The 22184-nt window shown below is 71.5% G+C and carries 24 protein-coding genes; 11 read left to right on the forward strand and 13 right to left on the reverse strand.

Going from position 1 to position 22184, the window contains the following annotated elements; all coding sequences use genetic code 11:
• Nucleotides 1-39: 39 nt before the first annotated feature.
• On the reverse strand, nucleotides 40-1788 hold the full coding sequence (gene sucB, locus KALB_RS09550; RefSeq protein ID WP_025355495.1) for a 2-oxoglutarate dehydrogenase, E2 component, dihydrolipoamide succinyltransferase: 1749 nt from the start codon (nucleotides 1786-1788) through the stop codon (nucleotides 40-42).
• Between the two features lie 54 nt (nucleotides 1789-1842).
• Complete coding sequence (lpdA, locus tag KALB_RS09555) at nucleotides 1843-3213, reverse strand: dihydrolipoyl dehydrogenase (protein ID WP_025355496.1); 1371 nt, start codon at nucleotides 3211-3213, stop codon at nucleotides 1843-1845.
• 193 nt (nucleotides 3214-3406) lie between these two features.
• On the opposite strand from lpdA, the gene KALB_RS09560 reads away from it, so the two are divergent.
• Nucleotides 3407-3742, forward strand: coding sequence for a hypothetical protein (locus KALB_RS09560; RefSeq protein ID WP_025355497.1), 336 nt, complete (start codon nucleotides 3407-3409; stop codon nucleotides 3740-3742).
• A 185-nt stretch (nucleotides 3743-3927) separates the two neighbouring features.
• Here the strand turns inward: KALB_RS09560 and KALB_RS09565 are convergent, their stop codons facing one another.
• Both KALB_RS09565 and KALB_RS09570 read right to left on the reverse strand, forming a co-directional pair.
• The gene (locus KALB_RS09565; protein WP_035969490.1) at nucleotides 3928-4233 is read right to left on the reverse strand and encodes an ArsR/SmtB family transcription factor; all 306 of its coding nucleotides are present in this window, start codon (nucleotides 4231-4233) and stop codon (nucleotides 3928-3930) included.
• A 23-nt stretch (nucleotides 4234-4256) separates the two neighbouring features.
• Nucleotides 4257-4700, reverse strand: coding sequence for an OsmC family protein (locus KALB_RS09570; protein ID WP_030109045.1), 444 nt, complete (start codon nucleotides 4698-4700; stop codon nucleotides 4257-4259).
• 155 nt (nucleotides 4701-4855) lie between these two features.
• Between KALB_RS09570 and KALB_RS09575 the strand changes: the two genes are divergently transcribed.
• Nucleotides 4856-5065, forward strand: coding sequence for a DUF5988 family protein (locus KALB_RS09575; protein WP_025355499.1), 210 nt, complete (start codon nucleotides 4856-4858; stop codon nucleotides 5063-5065).
• A 55-nt stretch (nucleotides 5066-5120) separates the two neighbouring features.
• Here KALB_RS09575 and KALB_RS09580 read toward each other — a convergent pair whose 3' ends face one another.
• Entirely contained in the window at nucleotides 5121-6614 is a 1494-nt protein-coding gene (locus KALB_RS09580; protein WP_025355500.1) for a leucyl aminopeptidase, read from the reverse strand.
• 120 nt (nucleotides 6615-6734) lie between these two features.
• On the opposite strand from KALB_RS09580, the gene KALB_RS09585 reads away from it, so the two are divergent.
• From KALB_RS09585 to KALB_RS09600, 4 genes are all read left to right on the forward strand, one after another.
• The gene (locus KALB_RS09585) at nucleotides 6735-7937 is read left to right on the forward strand and encodes an APC family permease (RefSeq protein WP_025355501.1); all 1203 of its coding nucleotides are present in this window, start codon (nucleotides 6735-6737) and stop codon (nucleotides 7935-7937) included.
• Nucleotides 7934-9037, forward strand: a complete 1104-nt coding sequence (gcvT, locus tag KALB_RS09590) for a glycine cleavage system aminomethyltransferase GcvT (RefSeq protein ID WP_025355502.1) — start codon at nucleotides 7934-7936, stop codon at nucleotides 9035-9037. The genes KALB_RS09585 and gcvT overlap by 4 nt, the downstream gene beginning before the upstream one ends.
• Nucleotides 9034-9651 carry a ribonuclease FAU-1 family protein gene (locus tag KALB_RS09595; protein ID WP_030109262.1) on the forward strand — a complete coding sequence of 206 codons (618 nt, stop codon included), beginning with the start codon at nucleotides 9034-9036 and terminating at the stop codon, nucleotides 9649-9651. The genes gcvT and KALB_RS09595 overlap by 4 nt, the downstream gene beginning before the upstream one ends.
• A gap of 75 nt (nucleotides 9652-9726) precedes the next feature.
• Nucleotides 9727-10827, forward strand: a complete 1101-nt coding sequence (locus KALB_RS09600) for a branched-chain amino acid aminotransferase (protein ID WP_025355504.1) — start codon at nucleotides 9727-9729, stop codon at nucleotides 10825-10827.
• Between the two features lie 5 nt (nucleotides 10828-10832).
• Here KALB_RS09600 and KALB_RS09605 read toward each other — a convergent pair whose 3' ends face one another.
• From KALB_RS09605 to cobU, 4 genes are read right to left on the reverse strand one after another with little or no spacing between them, the layout of a single operon-like run.
• A complete protein-coding gene (locus KALB_RS09605; protein WP_025355505.1) occupies nucleotides 10833-11354 on the reverse strand; it encodes a GNAT family N-acetyltransferase in 522 nt (173 codons plus the stop codon).
• A gap of 36 nt (nucleotides 11355-11390) precedes the next feature.
• On the reverse strand, nucleotides 11391-12122 hold the full coding sequence (locus tag KALB_RS09610; protein WP_025355506.1) for an adenosylcobinamide-GDP ribazoletransferase: 732 nt from the start codon (nucleotides 12120-12122) through the stop codon (nucleotides 11391-11393).
• Entirely contained in the window at nucleotides 12122-13198 is a 1077-nt protein-coding gene (cobT, locus tag KALB_RS09615; RefSeq protein ID WP_025355507.1) for a nicotinate-nucleotide--dimethylbenzimidazole phosphoribosyltransferase, read from the reverse strand. Before cobT ends, KALB_RS09610 begins: the two co-directional genes overlap by 1 nt.
• A gap of 10 nt (nucleotides 13199-13208) precedes the next feature.
• Nucleotides 13209-13733: a bifunctional adenosylcobinamide kinase/adenosylcobinamide-phosphate guanylyltransferase gene (gene cobU, locus KALB_RS09620; RefSeq protein WP_025355508.1), complete on the reverse strand. Its 525-nt coding sequence runs from the start codon at nucleotides 13731-13733 to the stop codon at nucleotides 13209-13211.
• 25 nt (nucleotides 13734-13758) lie between these two features.
• On the opposite strand from cobU, the gene KALB_RS09625 reads away from it, so the two are divergent.
• The gene (locus KALB_RS09625; protein WP_025355509.1) at nucleotides 13759-13956 is read left to right on the forward strand and encodes a hypothetical protein; all 198 of its coding nucleotides are present in this window, start codon (nucleotides 13759-13761) and stop codon (nucleotides 13954-13956) included.
• A gap of 86 nt (nucleotides 13957-14042) precedes the next feature.
• On the opposite strand, the gene KALB_RS09630 is transcribed toward KALB_RS09625, so the two are convergent.
• Together KALB_RS09630 and KALB_RS09635 are read right to left on the reverse strand one after the other, a co-directional pair.
• A complete protein-coding gene (locus tag KALB_RS09630) occupies nucleotides 14043-15029 on the reverse strand; it encodes an aldo/keto reductase family protein (protein ID WP_025355510.1) in 987 nt (328 codons plus the stop codon).
• A gap of 47 nt (nucleotides 15030-15076) precedes the next feature.
• Nucleotides 15077-15718: a DUF3043 domain-containing protein gene (locus KALB_RS09635; protein ID WP_025355511.1), complete on the reverse strand. Its 642-nt coding sequence runs from the start codon at nucleotides 15716-15718 to the stop codon at nucleotides 15077-15079.
• A 53-nt stretch (nucleotides 15719-15771) separates the two neighbouring features.
• Between KALB_RS09635 and KALB_RS09640 the strand changes: the two genes are divergently transcribed.
• Nucleotides 15772-16806, forward strand: a complete 1035-nt coding sequence (locus KALB_RS09640; protein ID WP_025355512.1) for a glycerate kinase family protein — start codon at nucleotides 15772-15774, stop codon at nucleotides 16804-16806.
• 94 nt (nucleotides 16807-16900) lie between these two features.
• Nucleotides 16901-17272: a HesB/IscA family protein gene (locus KALB_RS09645; protein WP_025355513.1), complete on the forward strand. Its 372-nt coding sequence runs from the start codon at nucleotides 16901-16903 to the stop codon at nucleotides 17270-17272.
• A gap of 399 nt (nucleotides 17273-17671) precedes the next feature.
• Here KALB_RS09645 and KALB_RS48220 read toward each other — a convergent pair whose 3' ends face one another.
• Nucleotides 17672-17845, reverse strand: coding sequence for a hypothetical protein (locus KALB_RS48220; RefSeq protein ID WP_169743528.1), 174 nt, complete (start codon nucleotides 17843-17845; stop codon nucleotides 17672-17674).
• 108 nt (nucleotides 17846-17953) lie between these two features.
• Here KALB_RS48220 and KALB_RS09650 point away from each other — a divergent pair, with 108 nt between their 5' ends.
• Nucleotides 17954-18970: a carbohydrate kinase family protein gene (locus KALB_RS09650; RefSeq protein WP_182838277.1), complete on the forward strand. Its 1017-nt coding sequence runs from the start codon at nucleotides 17954-17956 to the stop codon at nucleotides 18968-18970.
• A gap of 48 nt (nucleotides 18971-19018) precedes the next feature.
• Here the strand turns inward: KALB_RS09650 and asnB are convergent, their stop codons facing one another.
• Nucleotides 19019-20947: an asparagine synthase (glutamine-hydrolyzing) gene (gene asnB, locus KALB_RS09655; protein ID WP_025355515.1), complete on the reverse strand. Its 1929-nt coding sequence runs from the start codon at nucleotides 20945-20947 to the stop codon at nucleotides 19019-19021.
• 328 nt (nucleotides 20948-21275) lie between these two features.
• Here asnB and ctaC point away from each other — a divergent pair, with 328 nt between their 5' ends.
• Complete coding sequence (gene ctaC, locus KALB_RS09660; protein ID WP_030108456.1) at nucleotides 21276-22181, forward strand: aa3-type cytochrome oxidase subunit II; 906 nt, start codon at nucleotides 21276-21278, stop codon at nucleotides 22179-22181.
• Nucleotides 22182-22184 lie beyond the last annotated feature (3 nt).

A 22184-nucleotide genomic window follows, 5' to 3' on the forward strand; every position in this document is an offset into this window, starting at 1 on the left:
GACATCAGATGTCTCATACGGCACTTTCATGGCATGTGCTTACAGGCCCAGGTCGGCCTCGAAAGCGCCTTCCTCGAGGCGGTGCTTGACCGTGGTGAGGAAGCGGGCCGCGTCCGCGCCGTCCACCAGGCGGTGGTCGTAGGACAGGGCCAGGAACACCATGGAGCGGATGGCGATGGTGTCGCCGCCCGCCTCGTCGGCCACCACGACCGGGCGCTTGACGACCGCACCCGTGCCGAGCATGCCGACCTGCGGCTGGTTCAGGATCGGCGTGTCGAACAGCGCGCCCCGGCTGCCGGTGTTGGTCAGCGTGAACGTGCCGCCGGACAGCTCGTCGGGCTTGATCTTGTTGCCGCGGGTGCGCTCGGCCAGGTCGGCGATCTTGCGGGCCAGCCCGGCGATGTTCAGGTCACCGGCGTTGTGGATCACCGGCACCATCAGGCCGCGCGGCGAGTCCACCGCGATGCTCAGGTGCTCGGCACCGTGGTAGGTGACCTCCATCGTCTCGTCGCTGATGGAGGCGTTGAGCTGCGGGTGCTGCTTGAGCGCCTCGACGGCCGCCTTGGCGAAGAACGGCAGGAAGGACAGCTTCACGCCCTCCCGCGCCTCGAAGGCCCGCTTCGCCCGGTCGCGCAGCCGCGCGATGCGGGTGATGTCCACCTCGACCACGGTGGTGAGCTGCGCGGAGACGTGCAGCGACTCCACCATGCGCTTGGCGATGGTCTGCCGGATGCGCGTCATCTTCTGCGTGGTGCCGCGCAGCGCCGCGGCCTCGGCGGACGGGGCCACGGGGGCCGACGGGGCCGAGCTGGCCGCGGCCGGAGCCGGGGCGGCAGCGGCGACCGGTGCCGGAGCGGGGGCCTTGGCGGCCTCCACGGCGGCGATGACGTCCTGCTTGCGGATGCGGCCACCGACCCCGGTGCCCTTCACCGAGTTCAGGTCGATCTTGTTCTCCGAGGCCAGCTTGCGCACCAGCGGAGTGACGTACGGCGCGCCGTTGGCCGACTCCTCCTCGGCGGCCGGAGCCGGGGCAGCCGCCTGCGGGGCGGGAGCCGGTGCCGGGGCGGGAGCCGGGGCAGCGGCCTGCGGGGCCGGTGCCGGAGCGGGGGCAGGTGCCGGGGCGGCGGCCGGAGCCGGTGCCGGGGCAGGTGCGGGAGCAGCGGCCTGGGCGGGGGCGCCGGAGCCGATCACGGCCAGCTTGCCGCCGACCTCGACGGTCTCATCCTCGCCCGCGGTGATCTCCAGCAGAACGCCCGCCGCGGGGCTGGGGATCTCGGTGTCCACCTTGTCGGTGGAGACCTCCAGCAGCGGCTCGTCCACCTCCACCTTGTCGCCGACCTGCTTGAGCCAGCGGGTGACGGTGCCCTCGGTGACGCTCTCACCGAGCGCGGGCATGGTGATCTCGGTGCCCTCGGCGGGACCGGAGGGCGCGGCCGGGGCCGGAGCCGGAGCGGGCGCGGCGGCGGGCGCCGGGGCCTGAACCGGGGCCGGGGCCGGGGCGGCGGCCTGCGGTGCCGGTGCGGGGGCCGGGGCCGGTGCGGCGGGGGCGGCACCGTCGCCGATCAGCGCCAGCTCGGCGCCGACCTCGACGGTCTCGTCCTCCTGGACGACGATCTTCTGCAGGACGCCCGCCGCGGGGGACGGGATCTCGGTGTCCACCTTGTCGGTGGAGACCTCCAGCAAGGGCTCGTCGACCTCGACCTGCTCACCCTCCTGCTTGAGCCAGCGGGTGACGGTGCCCTCCGTGACACTCTCGCCGAGTGCCGGCATCTGGACGGAGAAGGCCATGGGTTTTCTGACTCCTCGTGCTCGTTGCTCGCGTGGCTGACTTGTGCCGACGTGTCAGCCGTGCACGTGCAGCGGCTTGCCGGCCAGGGCGAGGAACGCCTCGCCGAGGGCTTCGTTCTGGGTGGGGTGTGCGTGGATCAGCGGCGCGACGTCCTCGGCGGTGGCCTCCCAGTTGTAGATCAACTGGGCCTCGCCGATCAGCTCGCCGACCCGCTCGCCGACCAGGGTCACGCCGACCACGGAGCCCTCCGGGGACTTGACCAGCTTCACCCCGCCGGAGGTCTTCAGGATCTGCGACTTGCCGTTGGCGGCCAGGCTGAGCACGTAGGTCTCGGCCGAGCCGTACTTCTCCTTGGCGGCGGCCTCGGTCAGGCCGACCGAGGCGACCTCGGGGTTGCAGTACGTGACGCGCGGGATGCCCGCCTCGTCGATGACCCTCGGGTTGCGGCCCGCGATGTCCTCGGCCACGAAGATGCCCTGCTGGAAACCGCGGTGCGCCAGCTGGAGGCCGGGCACGATGTCGCCGACGGCGTACACGCCGGGCACGTTGGTGCGCAGCCGCTCGTCGGTCAGCACGAAGCCGCGGTCCATGGCAAGGCCGATGTTCTCGTAGCCGTGGCCCGCGGTGTTCGGGCCGCGGCCGACGGCCACCAGCAGCAGGTCGGCCTCGAACTGCTCGCCGGTCTCCACGCTGACGGTCACGCCGGTCTCGGTCTGCGTCGCGCCGGTGAAGCGCACGCCGGTCTTGAACTTGATGCCGCGCTTGCGGAAGGCACGCTCCAGCTGCTTGGAGGCCCACTCGTCCTCGGCGGGCACCAGGCGGGGCAGGGCCTCGACGATGGTCACCTCGGCGCCGAAGGAGGCCCACACGCTGGCGAACTCCACGCCGATCACGCCGCCGCCCAGCACGACGACCTTCTCCGGCACGTAGTCCAGGTTCAGCGCCTGGTCGCTGGTGATGATCCGGCCGCCGATCTCCAGGCCGGGCAGGCTCTTGGCGTAGGAACCGGTGGCCAGCACCAGGTTCTTGCCGGTGTAGCGCTGGCCGTTCACCTCGACGGTGTTCGGGCCGACGACGGTGCCCGCGCCCTCCACGACGGTGACCTTGTGGGCCTTGAACAGACCCTGCACGCCCTTGTAGAGCCCGGCGACGATGGTGTCCTTGTAGGAGTTCACGCCGGCGATGTCGATGCCCTCCAGCGCGCTCTTCACGCCGAACTTGTCACCCTCGCGGGCGACGTCGGCGATCTCGGCGGCGTGCAACAGGGCCTTGGTCGGGATGCACCCGCGGTGGAGGCAGGTGCCCCCGAGCTTGTCCTTCTCGACCAGGATCACGGACAGGCCGAGCTCAGCGGCGCGGAAGGCACAGGCGTATCCGCCCGAGCCGCCGCCCAGGATCACAAGGTCGGCGGAGGTGTCGGTCACGGGTTCTCCTCGACTGGCAACAGTGGCAATTCGGGTCTGCATGTGTCGCGCGTGTGCGCGCGCGATCTCTTACCCATCTTGTCACCACGTGGCCGCGCTTGCCCCGACCGGGGGAGGGAACTGCCCGGTTTCACACCCAGACGAGGTCGCTGCTGGCAGGATCTACCCTGGAGGAGCGCTGGAGGAGGCCGCTGTGGGCTTGTTCGATCGTTTCCGCAGGACGGGGCGTGCCGGCACGACCAGGACGTCGAGTTCCCAGGACACCGCCCACCTGGAGGCCTGGGCCGGGACCCGGCGCGGGGTCGAGGGGTATGTGGAGCCCAAGACCACGGTGACCGAGACCACTGTGGTGTTGGTCGCTCACGACGGGGAGTGGACCCGCCGCCGCATCGACGGGGTGGAGGGCGCGTTCCGTCTGGGCCGCAAGCTCGGCATCCCGGTCTACGAGGTGTCACGGATCGGCTACCCCAAGCGCATGCGCGAGTACACCGCGCGGCTCAAGGCCGAGCGCCGCCGCACCGAGGACTGACCGGCTCACGGTGTGGCGCCGCGTGTCGGCGCTTCCGGTATCGCGTGTCGGACGTTCCGACGCGGTGTGTTCGCATTTCCGGTGCGAAATCCCGTGATCTGGGAAACATGCCGTCAAGCGCGGACACGCCGCCCGGAAGCGCCGACACGCGGGCCGGGAAGCGCCGACACGCGGTGTGTTTGGGGTCAGGCGGTGACGGGGGTGGCCGTCAGCACGGCGTCGAGCAGTCCGGGGAAGCGCGCGTGGAGTGCGTCGGCGCGCAGCGAGATCATGCACCGGGTACCGACCTGGCGGGTTCGGGTGACCCCGGCCTCGCGCAAGGTGCGCAGGTGGTGGCTGTGCGTGGACTTGGGCGTGTCCCCGGCCAGTTCGCCCGAGGGCCGCTCCCCGCCGTCGCGCAGCGCGGACACGATCGCCAGGCGGAACGGGTCGCTGAGCGCGAACAGGACCGCGGGCAGCTCGATCTCGTCGACCTCGGGTTCCGGCAACATCCGCACGGGGCCGAGGATACCGGTTATCCGAGGCGGACCGGGAAATTCACCGAGTTGGCGATGAAGCACTTGTTGTGCGCGGTTTCGTGCAGCCGTGCGAGTTGTTCCGCATTCGCGTCCGAGACCACCTCGGGGTGCAGCACGACCTCGGTGAACCGGCCGCTGCCGTCGGCCTGCTCGACCATCGTGCCCACCGCCCGGTCGGTGTAGGCCGTGACGACCACGCCCTCGGCCGCGGCCAGCCCGAGGAACCACAGCATGTGGCACTGGGACAGCGAGGCCACCAGCAGGTCCTCCGGGTTGTGCCTGCCGGGATCGCCCCGGAAGGCCGGGTCCGAGGATCCGAGCAGCACCGGCTTGCCGGGAACGCGCACCTCGTGCGCCCGTTCGTAGCCGCGTGGCGAGGCCGTCCCGCTGCCGGTGTTGCCCGTCCAGACCACTTCGACCTGGTATCCGTGTGATCGCATGCAGCCAGTATGCCAGCTGTATACAAGTCTGGGCAGGGGGTGCTTCAGGGGTCCTCTAGGGGTTGTGGCCCCGTTCACCCGTCTTTAATCTCGATCGTGCAAGTGAAACGGATCACAGCGAGAACACCGTTTCCTGAGCGCGAGGAGTCAGCACAGTGGAAACGATCAGGGTACTGCTCTCAGGTGGGCCGGTCGATTCTCAGGAAATCGACGCGGTGCAGCACGTCGACAACCTGGATCACGTGTTGAAATTCCACCGCGGAAACGGCTACGAACACTTCCGGTACACCGGTGTGAACCGGCAGCTGGGCGAGGGGTCGGTGCCGCTCTACGGCTGGACGGGCCGCACCAGGATCGCCGAGTAGGACTTCCCCCGTGGGACGCGGCGGACCGCGTCCCACGGGGTGTCCTGTCGTCAGCTCAGTCGTTCGCGGCGATGTCGGCCAGCACGGCGGCCATCGTGCGCACCGGGACCCCGGTCCCGCCCTTGCTGGTGTAGCCGTGCGCCCCACCGGAGTTGAACGCCGGGCCCGCGACGTCGATGTGCGCCCACTGCACGCCCTCGGCCACGAACTCGCGCAGGAACACCCCGGCGGCGAGCATGCCGCCGAAGCGGTGGCCGGTGATGTTGGCCAGGTCCGCCAGCCGCGAGTCCAGGTCCGCCCGCAGCTCCTCGGGCAGCGGCATCGCCCAGGAGTTCTCGCCCACCGCGCTGCCGAGCTCGGCGACCCGGTCGCGGAACTCCTCGGAGCCCATGACGCCCGAGGTCCGCTTGCCCAGCGCCACGACCTGGGCGCCGGTCAGCGTGGAGGTCTCGATCAGGTAGTCCGGGTCGTCCTGGCAGGCCCGCACGATCGCGTCGGCCAGGATCAGCCTGCCCTCGGCGTCGGTGTTGAGCACCTCCACCGTCTTGCCGCCGAACATGGTCAGCACGTCACCGGGGCGGTAGGCCGCACCGGAGGGCATGTTCTCGGCCATCGGCACGGTGGCCACGACCTCCAGCGGGTACTTCAGCTTGGCCGCGAGCACCACGGTGGCGATGACCGCCGCCGCGCCGCCCATGTCCGAGCTCATCTCCTCCATGCCCGCGGCCGGCTTGATCGAGATGCCGCCGGTGTCGAAGGTGATGCCCTTGCCGACCAGCGCGACCTTCCTGCGCGCCTTCGGGCCCACGTAGCGCAGCCGGACCAGGCGCGGCTGGCGCTCCGAGCCGCCGCCCACGCCGAGCACGCCGCCGTAGCCCTCCTTGCGCAGGGCCTTCTCGTCCAGGACCTCGACCTCCAGGCCCGCGGCCTTGCCCAGCTCGGCGGCCCGGTCCGCGAAGCTGCCCGGGAACAGGTCGTTCGGCGGGGTGTTGACGAAGTCGCGCGCGGTGGCCACGGCCTCGGCGATGGCGGTGTGCGCCTTGAGCGCGGCCTTGTGCTCCTTGGTGGCCCCGCCCGCGGCGAGGAACTCCACCTTGCCGACCGGGGCCTTGCCCGCGTCGGACTTGTACTGGGTGAAGGTGTAGGCGCCCAGCACCGTGCCCTCCACGGCGGCACCCAGGTCCAGCGCGGACAGCGCGGAGGCCACCTTCTTCAGCCCGGCGACGGCCCGGCCCGAGGCGCCCGCGGCGCGGCGCACCTGCTCGGCGGTGACCTCGCCCTCTGCCTCCGGCTTGCCCAGGCCCACCGCGATCAGCAGATCGGTGGCCAGCTTGTCGCCCGCGGGCACCCGGACGACCTCCTCGGCCTTGCCGGTGGCACCCAGCAGCTCCAGCAGCTTGGGCAGGCCGCCGTCGAACGCCGCCGCGACGGCCTCGGCTCCCGGAGCCAGGGTGACCCCACCGGTTCCCTGGAGGGTGCCGATGACCACTGCGTCGGCCGCCAGGCCAACGAGGTCACTCTCTGTCAGTGCTAGCTTCGGCGCGGTCACGGTAGCTCCTCGACGGTTATTGAGAACGGTGACCGATGCTAACTACTTCTGCTCAGGTGTCACGCGACAGGTGGCTGTGCCGCACAGTCCGTGTCTGACAATGTGGTGAGGGTGACGCGAATGGTCCGAACGGACCTGTCGGTTCCCGGCATTGTGGTCACCGGGCTGTGCGGCACGCTCGGGGCCGGTCTGTTCGCCGGGCTCGCCCCCGCCTCCGCCGCCGCGGGCGGCTACCTGCTCGTCGGTGTGGTCGTGGCCGGGCTGCTCGCCCTGTGCAGCGCCTTCTCCACCGCCGACCAGTCCCGCGCCTACCCCGGGTCGGGCGCCGGTTACCGGTACGCCGCGCGCCAGCTCGGACGCTGGCCGGGACGGATGGCGGGCAGCGCCTCGATCGCCGGCCGGGCCGCCGCCGCGGCTGCCGTCGCGGGCACCTTCGGCGCCTACGTGACCCCGGACCGGCCGCTGCTGGGCGCGCTCGGGGTGCTGGCGGTGGCCGTCGCGCTGGAGGTCACCGGGGTCAAGCTGAGCACGCGGCTGAGCTGGATCGCGGTCCTGGTCGTGTTGGTCGTGCTGGCGCTGGTCGTGGCGACCTGCTTCGCCGTGCCCGCGCCCGAGGTCGTGAACGCGCCTGACGCCGACGACCCCCGGGGGCTGTTGCCCGCCGCGGGCACGATGCTGTTCGCCTACCTGGGTTTCGAGCGGATCACCGCGCCCGACCTGGACGAGCCAAGCCACTCCGCGCGCAGGTTGCACGTGGCGATCCCGGTGCTGCTGCTGGTCGTGCTGGCCTGCTACCTGACCGTCGGCGGTGCCCTGCTGCGCCAGCTCGGGCCGACCAGGCTCGCGCTGTCCCGCGTGCCACTGCGCGAGGCCGTGGTCGCCGCCGACGGGGCCTGGCTCGGGCCGCTGGTGGTGGCCGGTGCCGCCGTGGCTGCCGTGACCTCCCTGCTGCTCGTCCTGTCCAGCCTGCGCCGCACCGTGTCGGCCGTGGCCGCCGACGGGGACCTGCCCGGCCCGCTGCGTTCGGCCCGGGTCTCCGGCTGGGTCTGCGGCGCCCTCGTCGCCGTGCTGGTCCTGCTGGTCGGCACGCCCGACGCGATCGGGTTCGCCGCCTGCGCGATGCTCGCCTACTACGCCTTCACCAACGCCGCGGCCCGGATCCTGCTCAAGGAGGACCGCACCTGGCCGATGCGCAGCGCCTGTTTCGGGCTCGGCCTGTCGGTGCTGCTGGGCATGACCATGGCGCCCACCTATCTCGGCGTCACCGTGCTGGCGGTTCTCCTCGGTGCGGGCGCCCTGGGCCTGTACCGTCGCGTGGCGTGACGGACACCTCGTTGCTGCTGAGCCCGCTGCACGCCGCCCACACCGAGCTGAAGGCCACGTTCGCCCCGTTCGGCGGCTGGCAGATGCCCATCCAGTACGCCGAGGGCGGTGTCGTCGCCGAGCACACAACGGTGCGCGAGTCCGTCGGCGTCTTCGACGTGTCGCACCTGGGCAAGGCCCTGGTCGCCGGGCCGGGCGCCGCCGAGTTCGTCAACTCCGCGCTGACCAACGACCTGGGCCGCATCGCACCCGGCAAGGCGCAGTACACCTTGTGCTGCACCGAGTCCGGCGGCGTGGTGGACGACCTGATCGCCTACCTGGTGGGCGCCGAGGAGGTGTTCCTGGTGCCCAACGCGGCCAACACCGCGCGGGTCTGCGAGCTGCTCGCCGCCCAGGCACCCGCCGGGATCACCGTCACCGACCAGCACCGCGAGCACGGGGTGCTGGCCGTGCAGGGCCCGCGTTCGGCTGAGGTCCTCGCCGCGCTCGGCCTGCCCACCGAGCTGGAGTACATGGCCTTCGCCGACGCGAGCTTCGCCGGTACCCCGGTCCGCGTGTGCCGCACCGGCTACACCGGGGAGCACGGCTACGAGCTGTTGCCGCGCTGGGCCGACACGACCGCGCTGTGGCACGCCCTGCTGGCCGCCGCCGAACCGCTGGGCGGCAAGCCGTGCGGGCTCGGCGCGCGGGACACGCTGCGCACCGAGATGGGCTACCCCCTGCACGGCCAGGACCTCTCGCTGGAGATCAGCCCGGTGCAGGCCGGTGCGGGCTGGGCCGTGGGCTGGAAGAAGCCGGGGTTCTGGGGGCACGAGGCGTTGCGCGCGGAGAAGGAGAACGGGCCCGCGCGGCGCCTGCACGGGCTGCGCGCACTGGACCGGGGTGTGCCCAGGGCGGGCATGGCGGTGCTGGACACGGGCGGCGGCAGGATCGGCGAGACCACCTCCGGCACGTTCTCGCCCACGCTGCGGACCGGGATCGCGCTGGCCCTGCTGGACGGCGCGGTGCCCCCGGGGACCGAGCTGGTGCTCGACGTGCGCGGCCGTTCGCTGCGCTGCGAGGTCGTGAAGCCGCCCTTCGTCGAATCGCACGTCCGGTGATCTGGACCGAGGGGGACACCGCGCTGCTGCGGTTCTGCCGGCTCGACGGCTCGCTGGGCCAGGTCCACCCGCTGCGCGTGCTCTCCGACGACGGTCAGCGGCTGGTCGGCTGGCTGCCCAGGGACACGCCGATCGTCGGCACCCGGCTGGAGGACGGCACCGACCCCAGGGACCTGCCGCTGGAGGTCCGGTTCACCACGCCCCGCAAGCGCTTCCCGGACACCTGGCGGCGCACCTCCACCCTGCGGGTGGTCGACGACAACGAGTGGTCCAGCACCTGGTGGTTCTTCGACTCGGCGGGCGAGTTCCTCGGCTGGTACGTGAACCTGGAGATCCCGCTGGGCCGCGGTGAGTCCACTGTGGACCGGGTGGACGGCGCGCTGGACGTGTGGGTCGAGCCGGACCGCCGGTGGGAGTGGAAGGACGAGGACGAGGCCGACGCCTCGGTGGACGCCGGGCGGATGACCGCCGAGCACCTCGCGCAGCTGCGCGCGGAGGGGGAGCGGCTGATCGCGCTGGCCGAGGCGGCCCGGTTCCCCTTCGACGGCACCTGGTGCGACTTCCGGCCCGACCCGTCCTGGCCTGCGCCGACGCTGCCCGCCACCGGGTGGTAGCTCGATGAGATGGTTGGACGTCCGATCCTCGGGATGACGATTTTCTGCTGGCCGGTGAGGGGTTAGCCTGAGCGCATGACGCCAGGCAGCTTGTTCACCCGTACCCCGCACCCCAACCCGGCGACCCCGGAGCGGGTGGCCGAGGTACTGGCCAAGCCGGGCTTCGGACAGCACTTCACCGACCACATGGTGACGGTCAGCTGGAACACGGAGCAGGGTTGGCACGACGCCACCGTGCGGCCTTACCAGACGCTGGAGCTCGATCCGGCGGCCATGGTGCTGCACTACGGACAGGCGATCTTCGAGGGGCTCAAGGCTTACCGCCACGCCGACGGCTCCATCGCCTCGTTCCGCCCCGAGGCCAACGCTGAGCGCTTCCGCGCCTCCGCGCGCAGGCTCGCGATGCCCGAACTGCCCGACGAGCTGTTCCTCGGCTCGCTGCGGGAACTGCTGGCCGTGGACGGCCGGTGGGTGCCCACCCAGCAGGAGGAGTCGCTCTACCTGCGGCCGTTCATGATCTCCACCGAGAAGGGGCTGGGGGTGCGGCCCGCGAAGGAGTACCTGTACACGCTGATCGCCTCGCCCGCCGGGTCCTACTTCTCCGGTGGCCTCAAGCCGGTGAGCGTGTGGCTGTGCACCGAGTACGTGCGCGCCGCGCCCGGTGGCACCGGCGCCGCCAAGTGCGCTGGCAACTACGCCGCCTCGCTGCAGGCCCAGGCCCAGGCCGCCGCGCAGGGCTGTGACCAGGTCGTCTGGCTGGACGCCGTGGAGCGGCACTGGGTCGAGGAGATGGGCGGGATGAACCTGTTCTTCGTGCTCGGCTCCGGCGCGGGCGCCAAGGTGGTCACGCCCGAGCTGTCCGGCGCCCTGCTGCCCGGCATCACCCGCGACTCCCTGTTGCGGCTGGCCAGCGACCTCGGCTACGCCGTGGAGGAGCGCAAGATCTCCACCGAGGAGTGGGAGAAGAAGGCCGAGACCGGTGAGCTGACCGAGGTGTTCGCCTGCGGCACGGCCGCCGTGATCACCCCCGTGGGCAGCGCCAAGCACGCCGGGGGCGAGTTCGCCATCGGCGGCGGCCAGGCGGGCGAGGTGACCATGAAGCTGCGGGAGACCCTCACCGGCCTGCAGCGCGGGGTCGTCGCCGACAAGCACGGCTGGATGGTCCCGCTGGGCTGATGCCGTCATGACGCGTGCCCCGCAGGTCCCTGAGGGGCACGCGTCAGCGGCAACCACCAGTCCTCGCAACGGATCCAGGTGCCCTTCGGGTATTCGAAGTCGCACTCCCCGCGCAGGCTGAACCCCGCCTTCCGGCACACGGCGATCGAGGCTCCGTTGGTCACCGGCGGGAACGCGTGCAGTTCCCGGTGCACGCCCTCGGCCGCCGCCAACCGGGCCACCTGCGCGGCCGCCCGCGAGGCGATGCCGCGTCCCTGGAACCCCGGCAGCACATGCCAGCCGGTCTCGTAGACCAGCTCGCCCCGCCACTGCCTCTCCCAGTAGCCGATCCCGCCCGCCGCCACCTCGTCGAGCAGCACCACGTACATCTGGCCCGGCTCGGTCGTGTCCAGGTACCTGCGATGTCGGTCCAGCAGCGCGCTCTCCGCCTCCGGCCCGCCCAGGTGAGCCGTCATCTCCGCGGTGTTCTGCGCGCGCAGCAGCGGCAGGTCCTGCGCTGCCCACGGCCTCAGCCGGATCTCTGTCATGCACCCGACGCTAGGCCGGGGGTCTGACAAGTAGCGCTAACCCAGCGAGCACACCACCAGCACCACCGTCGTGCCGAGTTCGCAGGCGGCGCCGAGCACGTCGCCGGTGACCCCGCCGAAGCGGCGCCGGACGTGGTGGACGAGCAGCACCGGCACGCCGGTCGCGAGCAGCACGGCGACGGGGCCGAGCCAGGGGTGTCCGGGTACGGCTAACCAGGCGCCACCGAGAGCCGCCAGGGTCCAGGACACGGGTACGGCCAGCGGCTGGGTGTCGGCGACGAGCGCGCCGAGGCCGGTCGGCCGGGCGGCGGGCACCCCGCGGCGGCAGCACCAGGTGAAGGCGATCCGCCCGGTGGTGACGGCGAGCAGCAGGGCGCCCCAGCGGTCGGCGGACATGCCGGTGGCCTGCACACCGAGCACGAGGATGAGCGTGACCACGGCGAAGGGCCCCGCACCACCGTCCTTCATGACGGCCAGCGCGCGTTCGGGCGGCCCGTAGCAACCGAGGCCGTCGGCGGTGTCGGCCAGCCCGTCCAGGTGCATGCCCCGGGTGAGCAGGGCCAGCGCGGCGACCACGAGCAGCCCGGCCAGCAGTGGCGGGGCGCCGAGCAGGCCGAGCCCGAGCAACAGCCCGGAAGCGAGCCCGCCGAGCAGCAGTCCGACCACCGGCGCCCAGCTGATGGCCCGGGCCCCGCTGCGCCCGTCCACCTCGGGGGCGGGCACCGGCAGCACGGTCAGCCAGGACAGGGCCAGCCGCAGGCCGCGCATCACTCCTCGACGGGGCCGGAGGTGAGTTCGGCCTCGGCGGTGGACACCCCGGCGTCTTCGAAGGTGGCCATCTCGCTGAGCACCTTGGTGGCCATGGTCAGCACGGGCAGTGCGACCAGTGCGCCGGAGCCCTCGCCCAGGCGCATGCCGAACTCGACGACCGGGGTGAGCCCGAGGTGGCTGAGCACGAAGCCGTGCGCGGGCTCGGCGGAGCGGTGCCCGGCGACCCACCACTCGCGGGCGCCGGGCGCGAGGTCCTCGGCGACCAGCGCGGCGGCGCCGACGACCAGCCCGTCCAGCAGCACCGGCGTGCGGCGGATCGCGGCCTGCGCCAGGAACCCGGCCATCGCGGCCAGGTCGGCGCCACCGGCGGTGCGCAGCAGGGCGACCGGGTCACTGATCACGGTGCGGGCCCTGCGCAGCGCGTCGCGGATCGCGGCGGCCTTGCGCATCCACGCGGTGTCGTCGATGCCGGTGCCCCTGCCCACCACGGCCACCGGCTCCTCACCGGTCAGCGCGGCGATCAGCACCGAGGCGGGGGTGGTGTTGCCGATGCCCATGTCGCCCGCGATCAGCAGGTCGGCCCCGCCGTCGACCTCCTCGTCGGCGATGGCCCTGCCCGCGACCAGCGCGGCGTGCACCTGTTCCTCGGTGAGCGCGTCCTCGCGGTCGATGGACCCGCTGGAACGCCGCACCTTGTGCGCGCTGACCCGTTCCGGGGTGTCGGCGTCCACCGCCAGGTCCACCACGCGCACGGTGGCGCCCGCGACCCCGGCCAGCACGTTGACCGCCGCGCCCCCGGTGAGGAAGTTGGCCACCATCTGGCCGGTGACCTCGCTGGGGTAGGCCGAGACCCCGTGCCTGGCGATGCCGTGGTCGCCCGCGAACACCACGACTCTGGGCCGCGCGAACGGCTTGGGCGGGCAGCTGCTCTGGCAGGCCGCGACCCACACGCCCAGCTCCTCCAGCCTGCCAAGTGAACCGGCTGGCTTGGTGAGCTTCTCGTGCCGTGCCACGGCTTCCCGCCGGGCAGCGGCGTCCGGCGGCATGACGGCGGGGAACTCGATCTCGGTCAAGGCAATCCTCTCAGCGAAGCCGCAGCGGGACACCGGCGACGAGCAGCAGCACCTCGTCGCACACCTCGGCCAGCCTCGCGTTGAGCGAGCCCAGCTCGTCGCGGAAGAGCCTGCCAGAGGGGGTCGCGGGCACCACGCCCAACCCGACCTCGGCGGACACCAGAACGATCTTGGACGGGCAGGTCCGCACGGCGGCGACCAGTTCCTCGCAGCGAGCCCGCGCCCCGGACAGGTCCCCGTCCCAGGCCCCGGTGTCGTCCAGGGCCCCGGTCAGCCAGGTCGCGATGTCGTCCACCAGCAGCGTTCCCGTGGCCGCGGCCAGCACGGGAGGCAGGTCGCCTGCCTCCACCGTGCGCCAGTGCGCGGGCCTGCGGCTGACGTGCGCCGCGATGCGGGCCTGCCAGGCGGCGTCGCCGGGATCACGCCTGCCGGTGGCCACGTAGGTGACCTGCTCGTCCGCCGAGACGAGTCCCTCGGCGTGCGCGGACTTGCCGGACCGCGCGCCACCGAGCACGAGTGTCCGCACTGATCGCACAGGTGGTCAGGCTACCTTTGCCGGTATGGCGTTCCGGTGGCGGTACAGCGATCTCGACGGCAACGAGGTGCCCGGTCCCGACGAGGTGTTCGAGGACAGGCAGGAGGCCGAGGACTGGCTCAGCGCCGAGTTCTCGGACCTGGCCGACGCGGGCGTCGACCAGGTCACGCTGCTCGAGGGCGCGGACGTGATCTACGGCCCGATGAGCCTGCACGCGCCGTGACCGCGTTGTCCGGCAAGGAGGAACTGGCCTGACCCGGCATGACGAGGAGGGCCGGTCCGCGCGGACCGGCCCTCCCGACTTCGCGACTACGGGCTGACGGTCAGCCTCGGGTCGTCCTGCACCACGCCCTCGAGCACCTTGTCGATGCGCTCCAGCAGCTCGGGCTCCAGCTTCACCCCGGCCGCCTTGACGTTCTCGCTGACCTGCTCGGGGCGGGTCGCGCCGATGATCGCCGAGGCCACGTTCGGGTTCTGCAGCACCCAGGCCACCGCGAGCTGGGCCATGCTCAGCCCCGCCTCCTGGGCCAGCGGCTTGAGCTGCTGGACCTTCTCCAGCAGGTCGTCGCGCAGGAACCGGGACACGAAGTTGCGGCCGTTCTCGTCGGTGGCCCGCGAGCCCTCCGGCGCGGGCTGGCCGGGCAGGTACTTGCCGGTCAGCACGCCCTGGGCGATCGGGGACCAGACGATCTGGCTGATGCCCTCGCGCTCGCTGGTGGGCACCACCTGGGACTCGATGACCCGCCACAGCATCGAGTACTGGGGCTGGTTGGAGATCAGCGGCACGTTCAGCTCACGCGCGATGGCCGCGCCCCTGGCGATCTGCTCGGCGTTCCACTCCGAGACGCCCACGTAGAGCACCTTGCCCTGGCGGACCAGGTCGGAGAAGGCCAGGAAGGTCTCCTCCAGCGGCACGGTCCGGTCGAAGCGGTGCGCCTGGTAGAGGTCCACGTAGTCGGTGCCCAGCCGGCGCAGCGAGGCGTTGGCCGACTCCATGATGTGCTTGCGGCCCAGGCCCTTGTCGTTGGGACCGCCCGGGCCGGTGGGCCAGAAGACCTTGGTGAAGATCTCCACGCTCTCCCGGCGCTGACCGGCCAGGGCGCGGCCGAGCACCGACTCGGCCGCCGTGTTGGCGTACACGTCGGCGGTGTCGAAGGTCGTTATGCCCTCGTCCAGCGCCGCGTGCACACAAGCCTTGGCCCGGTCTTCCTCGACCTGTGAGCCGTGAGTGATCCAGTTGCCGTACGAGATCTCGCTGACCGAGAGGCCGCTACGGCCGAGACGACGGAACTCCATGCCCGAAGCCTAGTCCGAGTTCGTTAGCCCAGCTCACGAATTGTGGTTCAGACCGCCTCGCCGGCACGCACCCTCGGCTTGGGCACCCGCAGCCTGCGGGCCTGGCTGGCGCGGGTGAACGTGTACCAGATGAAGGAGGTGGTCCTGGTCAGGTCGTCCGGGTACTTCTCCCGCACCTTCCTGGCCACGATCCGGCCCAGCATGACCGCCTCGATCACCATGGCCAGCAGGAACGCGATGCAGGCCAGCATCACGTAGGACTGGATGTACAGCTCCGGCCAGATGATGTTGATCGGGTAGGTGGCCAGCACCACCAGGGCCATGAACAGGAACAGGCCCATCAGGTTGCGCCGCGAGTCGATGATGTCGCGGGCCAGCGCCTTGGCCGGGCCCCGGTCCTTGGGCATCAGGTAGCGGTCGTCACCGGCCATCATCTTCTGACGGCGGTCGGCGGCCTCCTGGCGGCGCTGCTCCTTGGTCAGCGTGCCGCGCGCCCTGGCCTCGCGGAACGTGCGCGGGGGCGGCGGAACCGGGCCACGCCTGCGGCCCTCGGCGTCGCGGCGCTTGGGGGTCGGCCTGCCCTTGCCCGGCGTGTGACCCTTGGCCCCGTCTGCCGACGGCTCGATGTCCACCGCCCCTTCTTCGGCGGTGGTGGTGCTGTCGGCTTGGTTGCGGCGCAAGAACCTCACCTGTCCAGGGTAGGACAGGGTGTCCCCGGCCACTGCCGGTAGGTTCCCCGAGCGTGCGCGTACTGCTCGCTCCGGACTGCTTCGGCGGCACGCTGACCGCCCGCGAGGCCGCCCAGGCCATGGCCGAGGGCTGGCGGTCCGCGGCCCCCGCGGACCAGCTCCTGCTCCGGCCGCTGTCCGACGGCGGCCCCGGGTTCGTGGACGTGCTGCACACCGCGCTGGGCGGCCAACGGCACGAGCTGGTCGTCACCGGGCCGCTCGGCGAGCCGGTCACCGCCACCTGGCTGGAACACGAGGGCACCGGTTACGTGGAGTCGGCCCAGGCGTGCGGCCTGCACCTCACCGGTGGCCGCGAGCCGGAACGCGCCGACACCCGGGGCGTTGGCGAGCTGCTCGCCGCCGTGCGGGCCGCGGGCGTGCACACCGCCGTCATCGGGCTGGGCGGCTCGGGCAGCACCGACGGGGGCGCGGGCATGATCGCCGCGCTGGGCCGTCAACGGCCCGGCCTGCGCCTGGTCGCCGCCTCCGACGTGCAGAACCCACTGCTCGGGCCGCACGGGGCCGCCCACGTGTTCGGCCCGCAGAAGGGCGCCGACCCGGACGCGGTGCGGCGACTCGAAGCCCGCATGACGGCCTGGGCCGGGGAACTGGCCCAGCTCGCGGGCCGGGACGTGCGGAACCTGCCGGGCGCCGGTGCCGCCGGTGGGCTCGGCGCGGGCCTGCTGGCGCTGGGCGCCGAGCTGACCTCCGGCGCCGGGCTCGTGCGCGAGCTCACCGGGCTGGACGCCGCGCTGGACGACTGCGAGCTGGCCGTCACCGGGGAGGGCAGCTTCGACTGGCAGTCACTGCGGGGCAAGCTCGTCACCGCCGTGGCCTCCGGTGCCGCCGAGCGCGGTGTGCCCTGCCTCGTCCTCGCAGGTCAGGTCAGTGTGGGCCGCCGCGAGATGGGGGCCGTGGGCGTCGAGGCGGCCTACGCGGTCGCCCAGCACGTCGGCTCCGTGCGGGCCGCGCTGGACGACCCGGCGGGCACCCTGCGCGGCCTCGCCGAGCACGTCGCGGGGCAGTGGTCCAGCACGCCACGCCGGTGAGCCGCGAGGTTGTGCGACCATGGGAGGGAATGCGCACGCGTGCACCGGTGTTGCCACAGGTGTACATGCCCTTTGCAGGACGTCGAGGAGAGTCATGAGCCAGGAGACCGCCGCCGAGGCGACCAAGACCGAGGAGCAGACCCACGGCGTCACGCTCACCGACGCGGCCGCGGCCAAGGCCAAGGCGCTGCTGGACCAGGAGGGCCGCGACGACATGCGCCTGCGCATCGCCGTCCAGCCCGGTGGCTGCGCCGGTCTGCGCTACCAGCTGTTCTTCGACGAGCGCTCGCTCGACGGGGACCTGCTGCGCGACTTCGGCGGCATCGAGGTCGCCGTGGACCGGATGAGCGCGCCGTACGTGCAGGGCGCGACGATCGACTTCGTCGACACCATCGAGAAGCAGGGCTTCACGATCGACAACCCGAACGCGGGCGGGTCCTGCGCGTGTGGAGACTCGTTCCACTGAGTTCCGGTCACAGGCACGCGAGTCCCGCTCGTGGGAGCGTGAGTCCCGTCCACGGGCGGGCGAGTCCCGCTCTGACGCACGCGAGTCCCGGTCTCCGACGGGGTGCTCGGGTCGCCCGCTGGACTGATGCGGGCTCTCCCGAGCGGGCGTGGGTTCGGTACTGATGGCTGTGCCCGCTTCGCTCTCTGCGCCCCTCCGGGGCGCGGCGTCTTCGCTCTGACCCGGTCTCTTCCCTTGTCCCACGATGATCACTGGACAGATGTGATCATCGTGGGCCTGCGGTCCAGAGACCGGCGCGAAGACGCGGGACCGGCGCGAAGACGCGGTTGCGCGAGGCGGGGAAAGCCGACGAGGGGCGGCACACCAGTCGGTGTGCCGCCCCTTCGCATGTGTGGGGGACTACAGGCCGTAGTCGTCCAGGTCGCTGACCTGGGCGGTGCAGACCTCGTCCACCTCCCACGGGGCGGCGTCCCGGGGAGTGGGCAGCGGCACGGTACGAGCGTGCAGCGAACTGGGGATGTCCGCGCAGTCGCTGATGAGCTCGTCGAGTGAGGTGGCTTCGGGGGCGGTCATCCCGTGACCGTAAATCCAGGCGTCCAACAGTGGAATCCGTTACCAATCGGTAGTCTGGCCTTCTGGGCCGATGACCACCCGACCGGGTGGCACCATCGGCCCTGCACCATGTTCCGCCCCACGACCCACCGAACCGGGGAGTTGCCCGTGCCCGTCGCTGTCACCGGCAGTATCGCCACCGACCACCTGATGCACTTCCCCGGGAAGTTCTCCGAGCAGTTGGTCGCCGAGCGGCTGGACCGCGTCTCGCTGAGCTTCCTCGTCGACGACCTCGTGATGCGCCGTGGCGGGGTCGGCGCCAACATCGCCTTCGGCCTTGGCGTGCTGGGCCACCGCCCGATCCTGGTCGGCGCCGTGGGCAAGGACTTCGACGACTACCGCTCCTGGCTGGAGCGCCACGGGGTGGACTGCTCCGCGGTGCACGTCAGCGAGCTCAAGCACACCGCCCGCTTCGTGTGCACCACCGACGAGGAGATGTGCCAGATCGCCTCGTTCTACGCGGGCGCGATGGCCGAGGCCAGCCAGATCGAGCTCGCGCCCATCGCGGAGCGGGTCGGCGGGCTGGACCTGGTGCTGATCAGCCCGGACGACCCGGCGGCCATGCAGCGGCACGCCGAGGAGTGCCGCCAGCGCGGCTACACCTTCGCCGTGGACCCGTCCCAGCAGCTGGCCTGGATGGACGGGGAGCAGGTCCGGCAGTTCATCGTGGGCGCCAAGTACCTGTTCAGCAACGACTACGAGTGGGAACTGCTGCTGCGCAAGACCGGCTGGACCGAGGCCGAGGTGCTGGACAAGGTCGGCATGCGCATCACCACGCTGGGCGAGAAGGGCGTGGAGATCGTCGGCAAGGACGTCGCCTCGCTCCAGGTGCCCGCCGTGCCCGAGCTGGCCAAGACCGACCCGACCGGGGTCGGTGACGGCTTCCGCGCCGGGTTCCTCGCCGCGATCGACGCCGGGCTGGGCCTGGAGCGGGCCGCGCAGCTGGGTTCGCTGGTGGCCGTGCACGTGCTGGAGGCCGAGGGCGCCCAGGAGTGGAGCTTCACCAAGGAGTCGGCGCTGAGCCGCTTCGGTGAGACCTTCGGCCCCGAGGCCACCGCCGAGATCGCGGCGATCCTGCCCGCCTGACCCGACGGCGAAGGGCCCCTCCGCGATCGGAGGGGCCCTTCCGCGTGTTCAGAGCTTGACCGGGTACTGCGGCTCGGGGATCTCCGGGCGGATCCGGCCCTCGGTGAAGATGCCGTGCCAGATCATGAACACCAGCAGGGCCCAGATCCGGCGGCTGTGGTCGAGCACACCGGCGCGGTGCTCCTCGATGATCGCCAGCACGGCCTGCTTGTCGATCAGGTGGTCGGTCTGCGACTGGCGCACGATGTCCACGGCCCAGCCGTGCATGTCCTCCCGCAGCCAGTGCCGGATCGGCACCGGGAAGCCCAGCTTGCGCCGGTTGAGCACGTGCCCCGGGATGATCTCGCGCAGCGCCTGGCGCAGCCCGTACTTCGTGGTCTCCCTGGTGAGCTTCTGCTCCAGCGGCACCTGGGAGGCGACCCGGAACACCTCGTTGTCCAGGAACGGCACCCGCAGCTCCAGCGAGTTGGCCATGGTGACCTTGTCCGCCTTGACCAGGATGTCCCCGCGCAGCCAGGTGAACAGGTCCACGTGCTGCATCCGGCTCACCGGGTCCCAGCCCGCCGACTCGCGGTACGGCTTGGCGGTGGCGTCGGCGTGCGTGACGGCCGGGCTGTAGGTGCGCAGCACCTGGCGCAGCTGGTCGTCGCGGAAGATCCGGGCGTTGCCGTAGTAGCGCTGCTCCAGGGTGAGCGCGCCGCGGCGCAGCAGGTCCTTGCCGCGCACCCCCTCGGGGATGCGGGTGGACACCTTGCCCATGATCCCGCGCAGCGAGCCGGGCACCTTCTCGAAGGCGGCCAGCGACAGCGGCTCGCGGTAGATCGTGTACCCGCCGAACAGCTCGTCGGCGCCCTCACCGGAGAGCACCACCTTGACGTGCTTGCGGGCCTCGCGGGCGATGAACCACAGCGGCACCAGGGCCGGGTCGGCCACCGGGTCGTCCAGGTACCAGACGATCAGCGGCAGCGACTCCATCATCTCCGCCGCCGTCACCGTGCGCACCACGTGCTTCACACCGATCGCGGCGGCCGACTCGGCGGCCACGTCCACCTCGGAGTAGCCGGCCCGCTCGAAGCCGGTGGTGAAGGCGATCAGGTCCGGGTTGTGCTCCTTGGCCAGCGCCGCGATGGCCGTGGAGTCGATGCCACCGGACAGGAACGAGCCGACCGTCACGTCGGCGCGCATGTGCTTGGCCACCGAGTCGCGCAGGGCGTCAGCGATGTCGGCGTGCAGCTTGGTGGCGTCGGCGGGGCCGTGCATCGCGCGCGGGCGGAACCGCGGGACGAAGTAGCGCTCGGTGACCAGCTCCCCGCCGGGGGAGTAGGTGAACGAGGTGCCCGACTCCAGCCTGCGCACGTGCGTGTTCAGCGACTCCGGCTCCGGCACGTACTGCAGGATCAGGTAGTGCTGTAGCGCCCTGCGGTCCAGCTTCGGCTCCACGCCCAGGGTCGGCGCGAGCTCAAGCACGCTCTTCTTCTCGCTGGACATGGCCAGGCCGCCCTGGCCGACCGCGTAGTACAGCGGCTTGATGCCGAACGGGTCGCGCGCGCCGAAGACCACCTTGCGCTGGCTGTCCCAGATCATGAAGGCGAACATGCCGCGCAGGCGGCTGACCGCGGCGGCGCCCATGTAGTGGAACGCCACCACGATGACCTCGCCGTCACCGTCGGTGTTGAACTGGGCGCCGTACTTCTCGATCAGCTCGGCGCGCAGCTCGATGTAGTTGTAGATCTCACCGTTGAAGGCCAGCGCGTAGCGGCCCTCCTCACCCGGCGGGCCCCACAGCAACGGCTGGTGGGAGTGCTCCAGGTCGATGATCGACAACCGGTTGAAGCCGAACACCACCTCGCCGCCCTGCCAGGTCGCGGCCTCGTCCGGGCCACGGTGCCGCTGGCAGTGCAGTGCCTCGGCGACCGCAGAACGCGCCTGCTGGGCGGCGTTCTCGGTGGGACAGATCAGTCCAAGCAGACCGCACACGCCTAAACGCACCTCTCCTGTGTGAGCTAGCGAACCCCTGGTGTGGCGCCCAGTATGCCGGTGACCGCCGCACCGGGTTCGCTTGGTCGTCGCATGCAGGACGGCTCACGGTGCCCGGTGGTTGTCCCAGGTGGGGCGGGACAGTGAGCGGGGCCACAGCCAGGGCAAACGGGGCCACCCCTGGCGATCACCCCCGAGGGGTGGGTGTGGGTGGTCTGGGTTAGGCTCCCGCATGACTGACGGCTGGGTGCCGTCACAGCTCGTCACGGCGTCCGTTCCCGCGCCGCGAGAGTGGTTATCACCAAGGAGGCATCGCGCTGTGGGCCTGATGGAAGGCACGCGGGCGGCCCGGATCGCCAAGGTAGCCGGGCTGGTGGGCCTGGTCGCGGTGGCGGCTACCGGCTGTTCCACTGATGAGGTTCTGAGGTTCGGCTGGCCGCAGGGCGTCACCCCGCAGGCCGACGACATGCGCAACCTGTGGACCGGCGCGGTCATCGCCGCCCTGGTGATCGGCCTGATCACCGCGGTGCTGATCCTGTGGCCGGTGGTGTTCCACCGCAAGCGCGGCGAGGAACTGCCCAAGCAGTTGCAGTACAACCACCCGCTGGAGATCGTCTACACGGTCATCCCGGTGGTCATCGTGGCCGTGCTGTTCTACTTCACCGCCACGACCGAGAACTCGGTCACCGACAAGAGCCACACGCCGGACGTGAACGTCAACGTGGTGGCCTTCCAGTGGAACTGGCAGTTCGAGTACCCCGGCTACAAGACCCCCGACGGTCAGCCGGTGCGCACCGTGGGCTCCAGCTCGGAGATCCCGCTGCTCGTGCTGCCGACCACGAAGTGGGTGCAGTACAACCTGCGCTCCACCGACGTGATCCACTCGTTCTGGGTGCCGCAGTTCAACTTCAAGCGCGACGTGTTCCCCTCGCCGGAGAAGAACAACCAGGACTGGGCCTTCCAGAACACGATCGACCAGCAGGGGGCCTTCGTCGGCCGCTGCGCCGAGCTGTGCGGTGTGTACCACTCGGCGATGAACTTCGAGGTCCGCGCGCTCTCGCCGGAGCTGTTCGACAAGTTCATGAAGCTGCGCACGCAGATCAACGCCAAGACCGGCAAGCCGTACTCGGCCGCCGAGGCGCTGTCCGCGATGAACTGCGGTGAGCTGTGCAGCCCGGTGGCGGTCACCACGCACCCGTTCAACACCGACCGCACCGCTCGCACGGGAAGCTGAGGC

It is taken from the genome of Kutzneria viridogrisea DSM 43870, from assembly GCF_000525635.1.
In the GTDB taxonomy this organism is placed as follows: Bacteria; Actinomycetota; Actinomycetes; order Mycobacteriales; family Pseudonocardiaceae; genus Kutzneria; species Kutzneria viridogrisea.

Coding starts and splice junctions, on each gene's coding strand:
- sucB (WP_025355495.1), bottom strand. CDS start 1,788: ATGGCCTTCTCCGTCCAGATGCCGGCACTCGGCGAGAGTGTCACGGAG.
- KALB_RS09565 (WP_035969490.1), bottom strand. CDS start 4,233: ATGTTGCCGGAACCCGAGGTCGACGAGATCGAGCTGCCCGCGGTCCTG.
- KALB_RS09570 (WP_030109045.1), bottom strand. CDS start 4,700: ATGCGATCACACGGATACCAGGTCGAAGTGGTCTGGACGGGCAACACC.
- KALB_RS09585 (WP_025355501.1), top strand. CDS start 6,735: ATGGTCCGAACGGACCTGTCGGTTCCCGGCATTGTGGTCACCGGGCTG.
- KALB_RS09600 (WP_025355504.1), top strand. CDS start 9,727: ATGACGCCAGGCAGCTTGTTCACCCGTACCCCGCACCCCAACCCGGCG.
- KALB_RS09605 (WP_025355505.1), bottom strand. CDS start 11,354: ATGACAGAGATCCGGCTGAGGCCGTGGGCAGCGCAGGACCTGCCGCTG.
- KALB_RS09610 (WP_025355506.1), bottom strand. CDS start 12,122: ATGCGCGGCCTGCGGCTGGCCCTGTCCTGGCTGACCGTGCTGCCGGTG.
- KALB_RS09625 (WP_025355509.1), top strand. CDS start 13,759: ATGGCGTTCCGGTGGCGGTACAGCGATCTCGACGGCAACGAGGTGCCC.
- KALB_RS09630 (WP_025355510.1), bottom strand. CDS start 15,029: ATGGAGTTCCGTCGTCTCGGCCGTAGCGGCCTCTCGGTCAGCGAGATC.
- KALB_RS09645 (WP_025355513.1), top strand. CDS start 16,901: ATGAGCCAGGAGACCGCCGCCGAGGCGACCAAGACCGAGGAGCAGACC.
- KALB_RS48220 (WP_169743528.1), bottom strand. CDS start 17,845: ATGACCGCCCCCGAAGCCACCTCACTCGACGAGCTCATCAGCGACTGC.
- KALB_RS09650 (WP_182838277.1), top strand. CDS start 17,954: ATGTTCCGCCCCACGACCCACCGAACCGGGGAGTTGCCCGTGCCCGTC.
- ctaC (WP_030108456.1), top strand. CDS start 21,276: ATGGAAGGCACGCGGGCGGCCCGGATCGCCAAGGTAGCCGGGCTGGTG.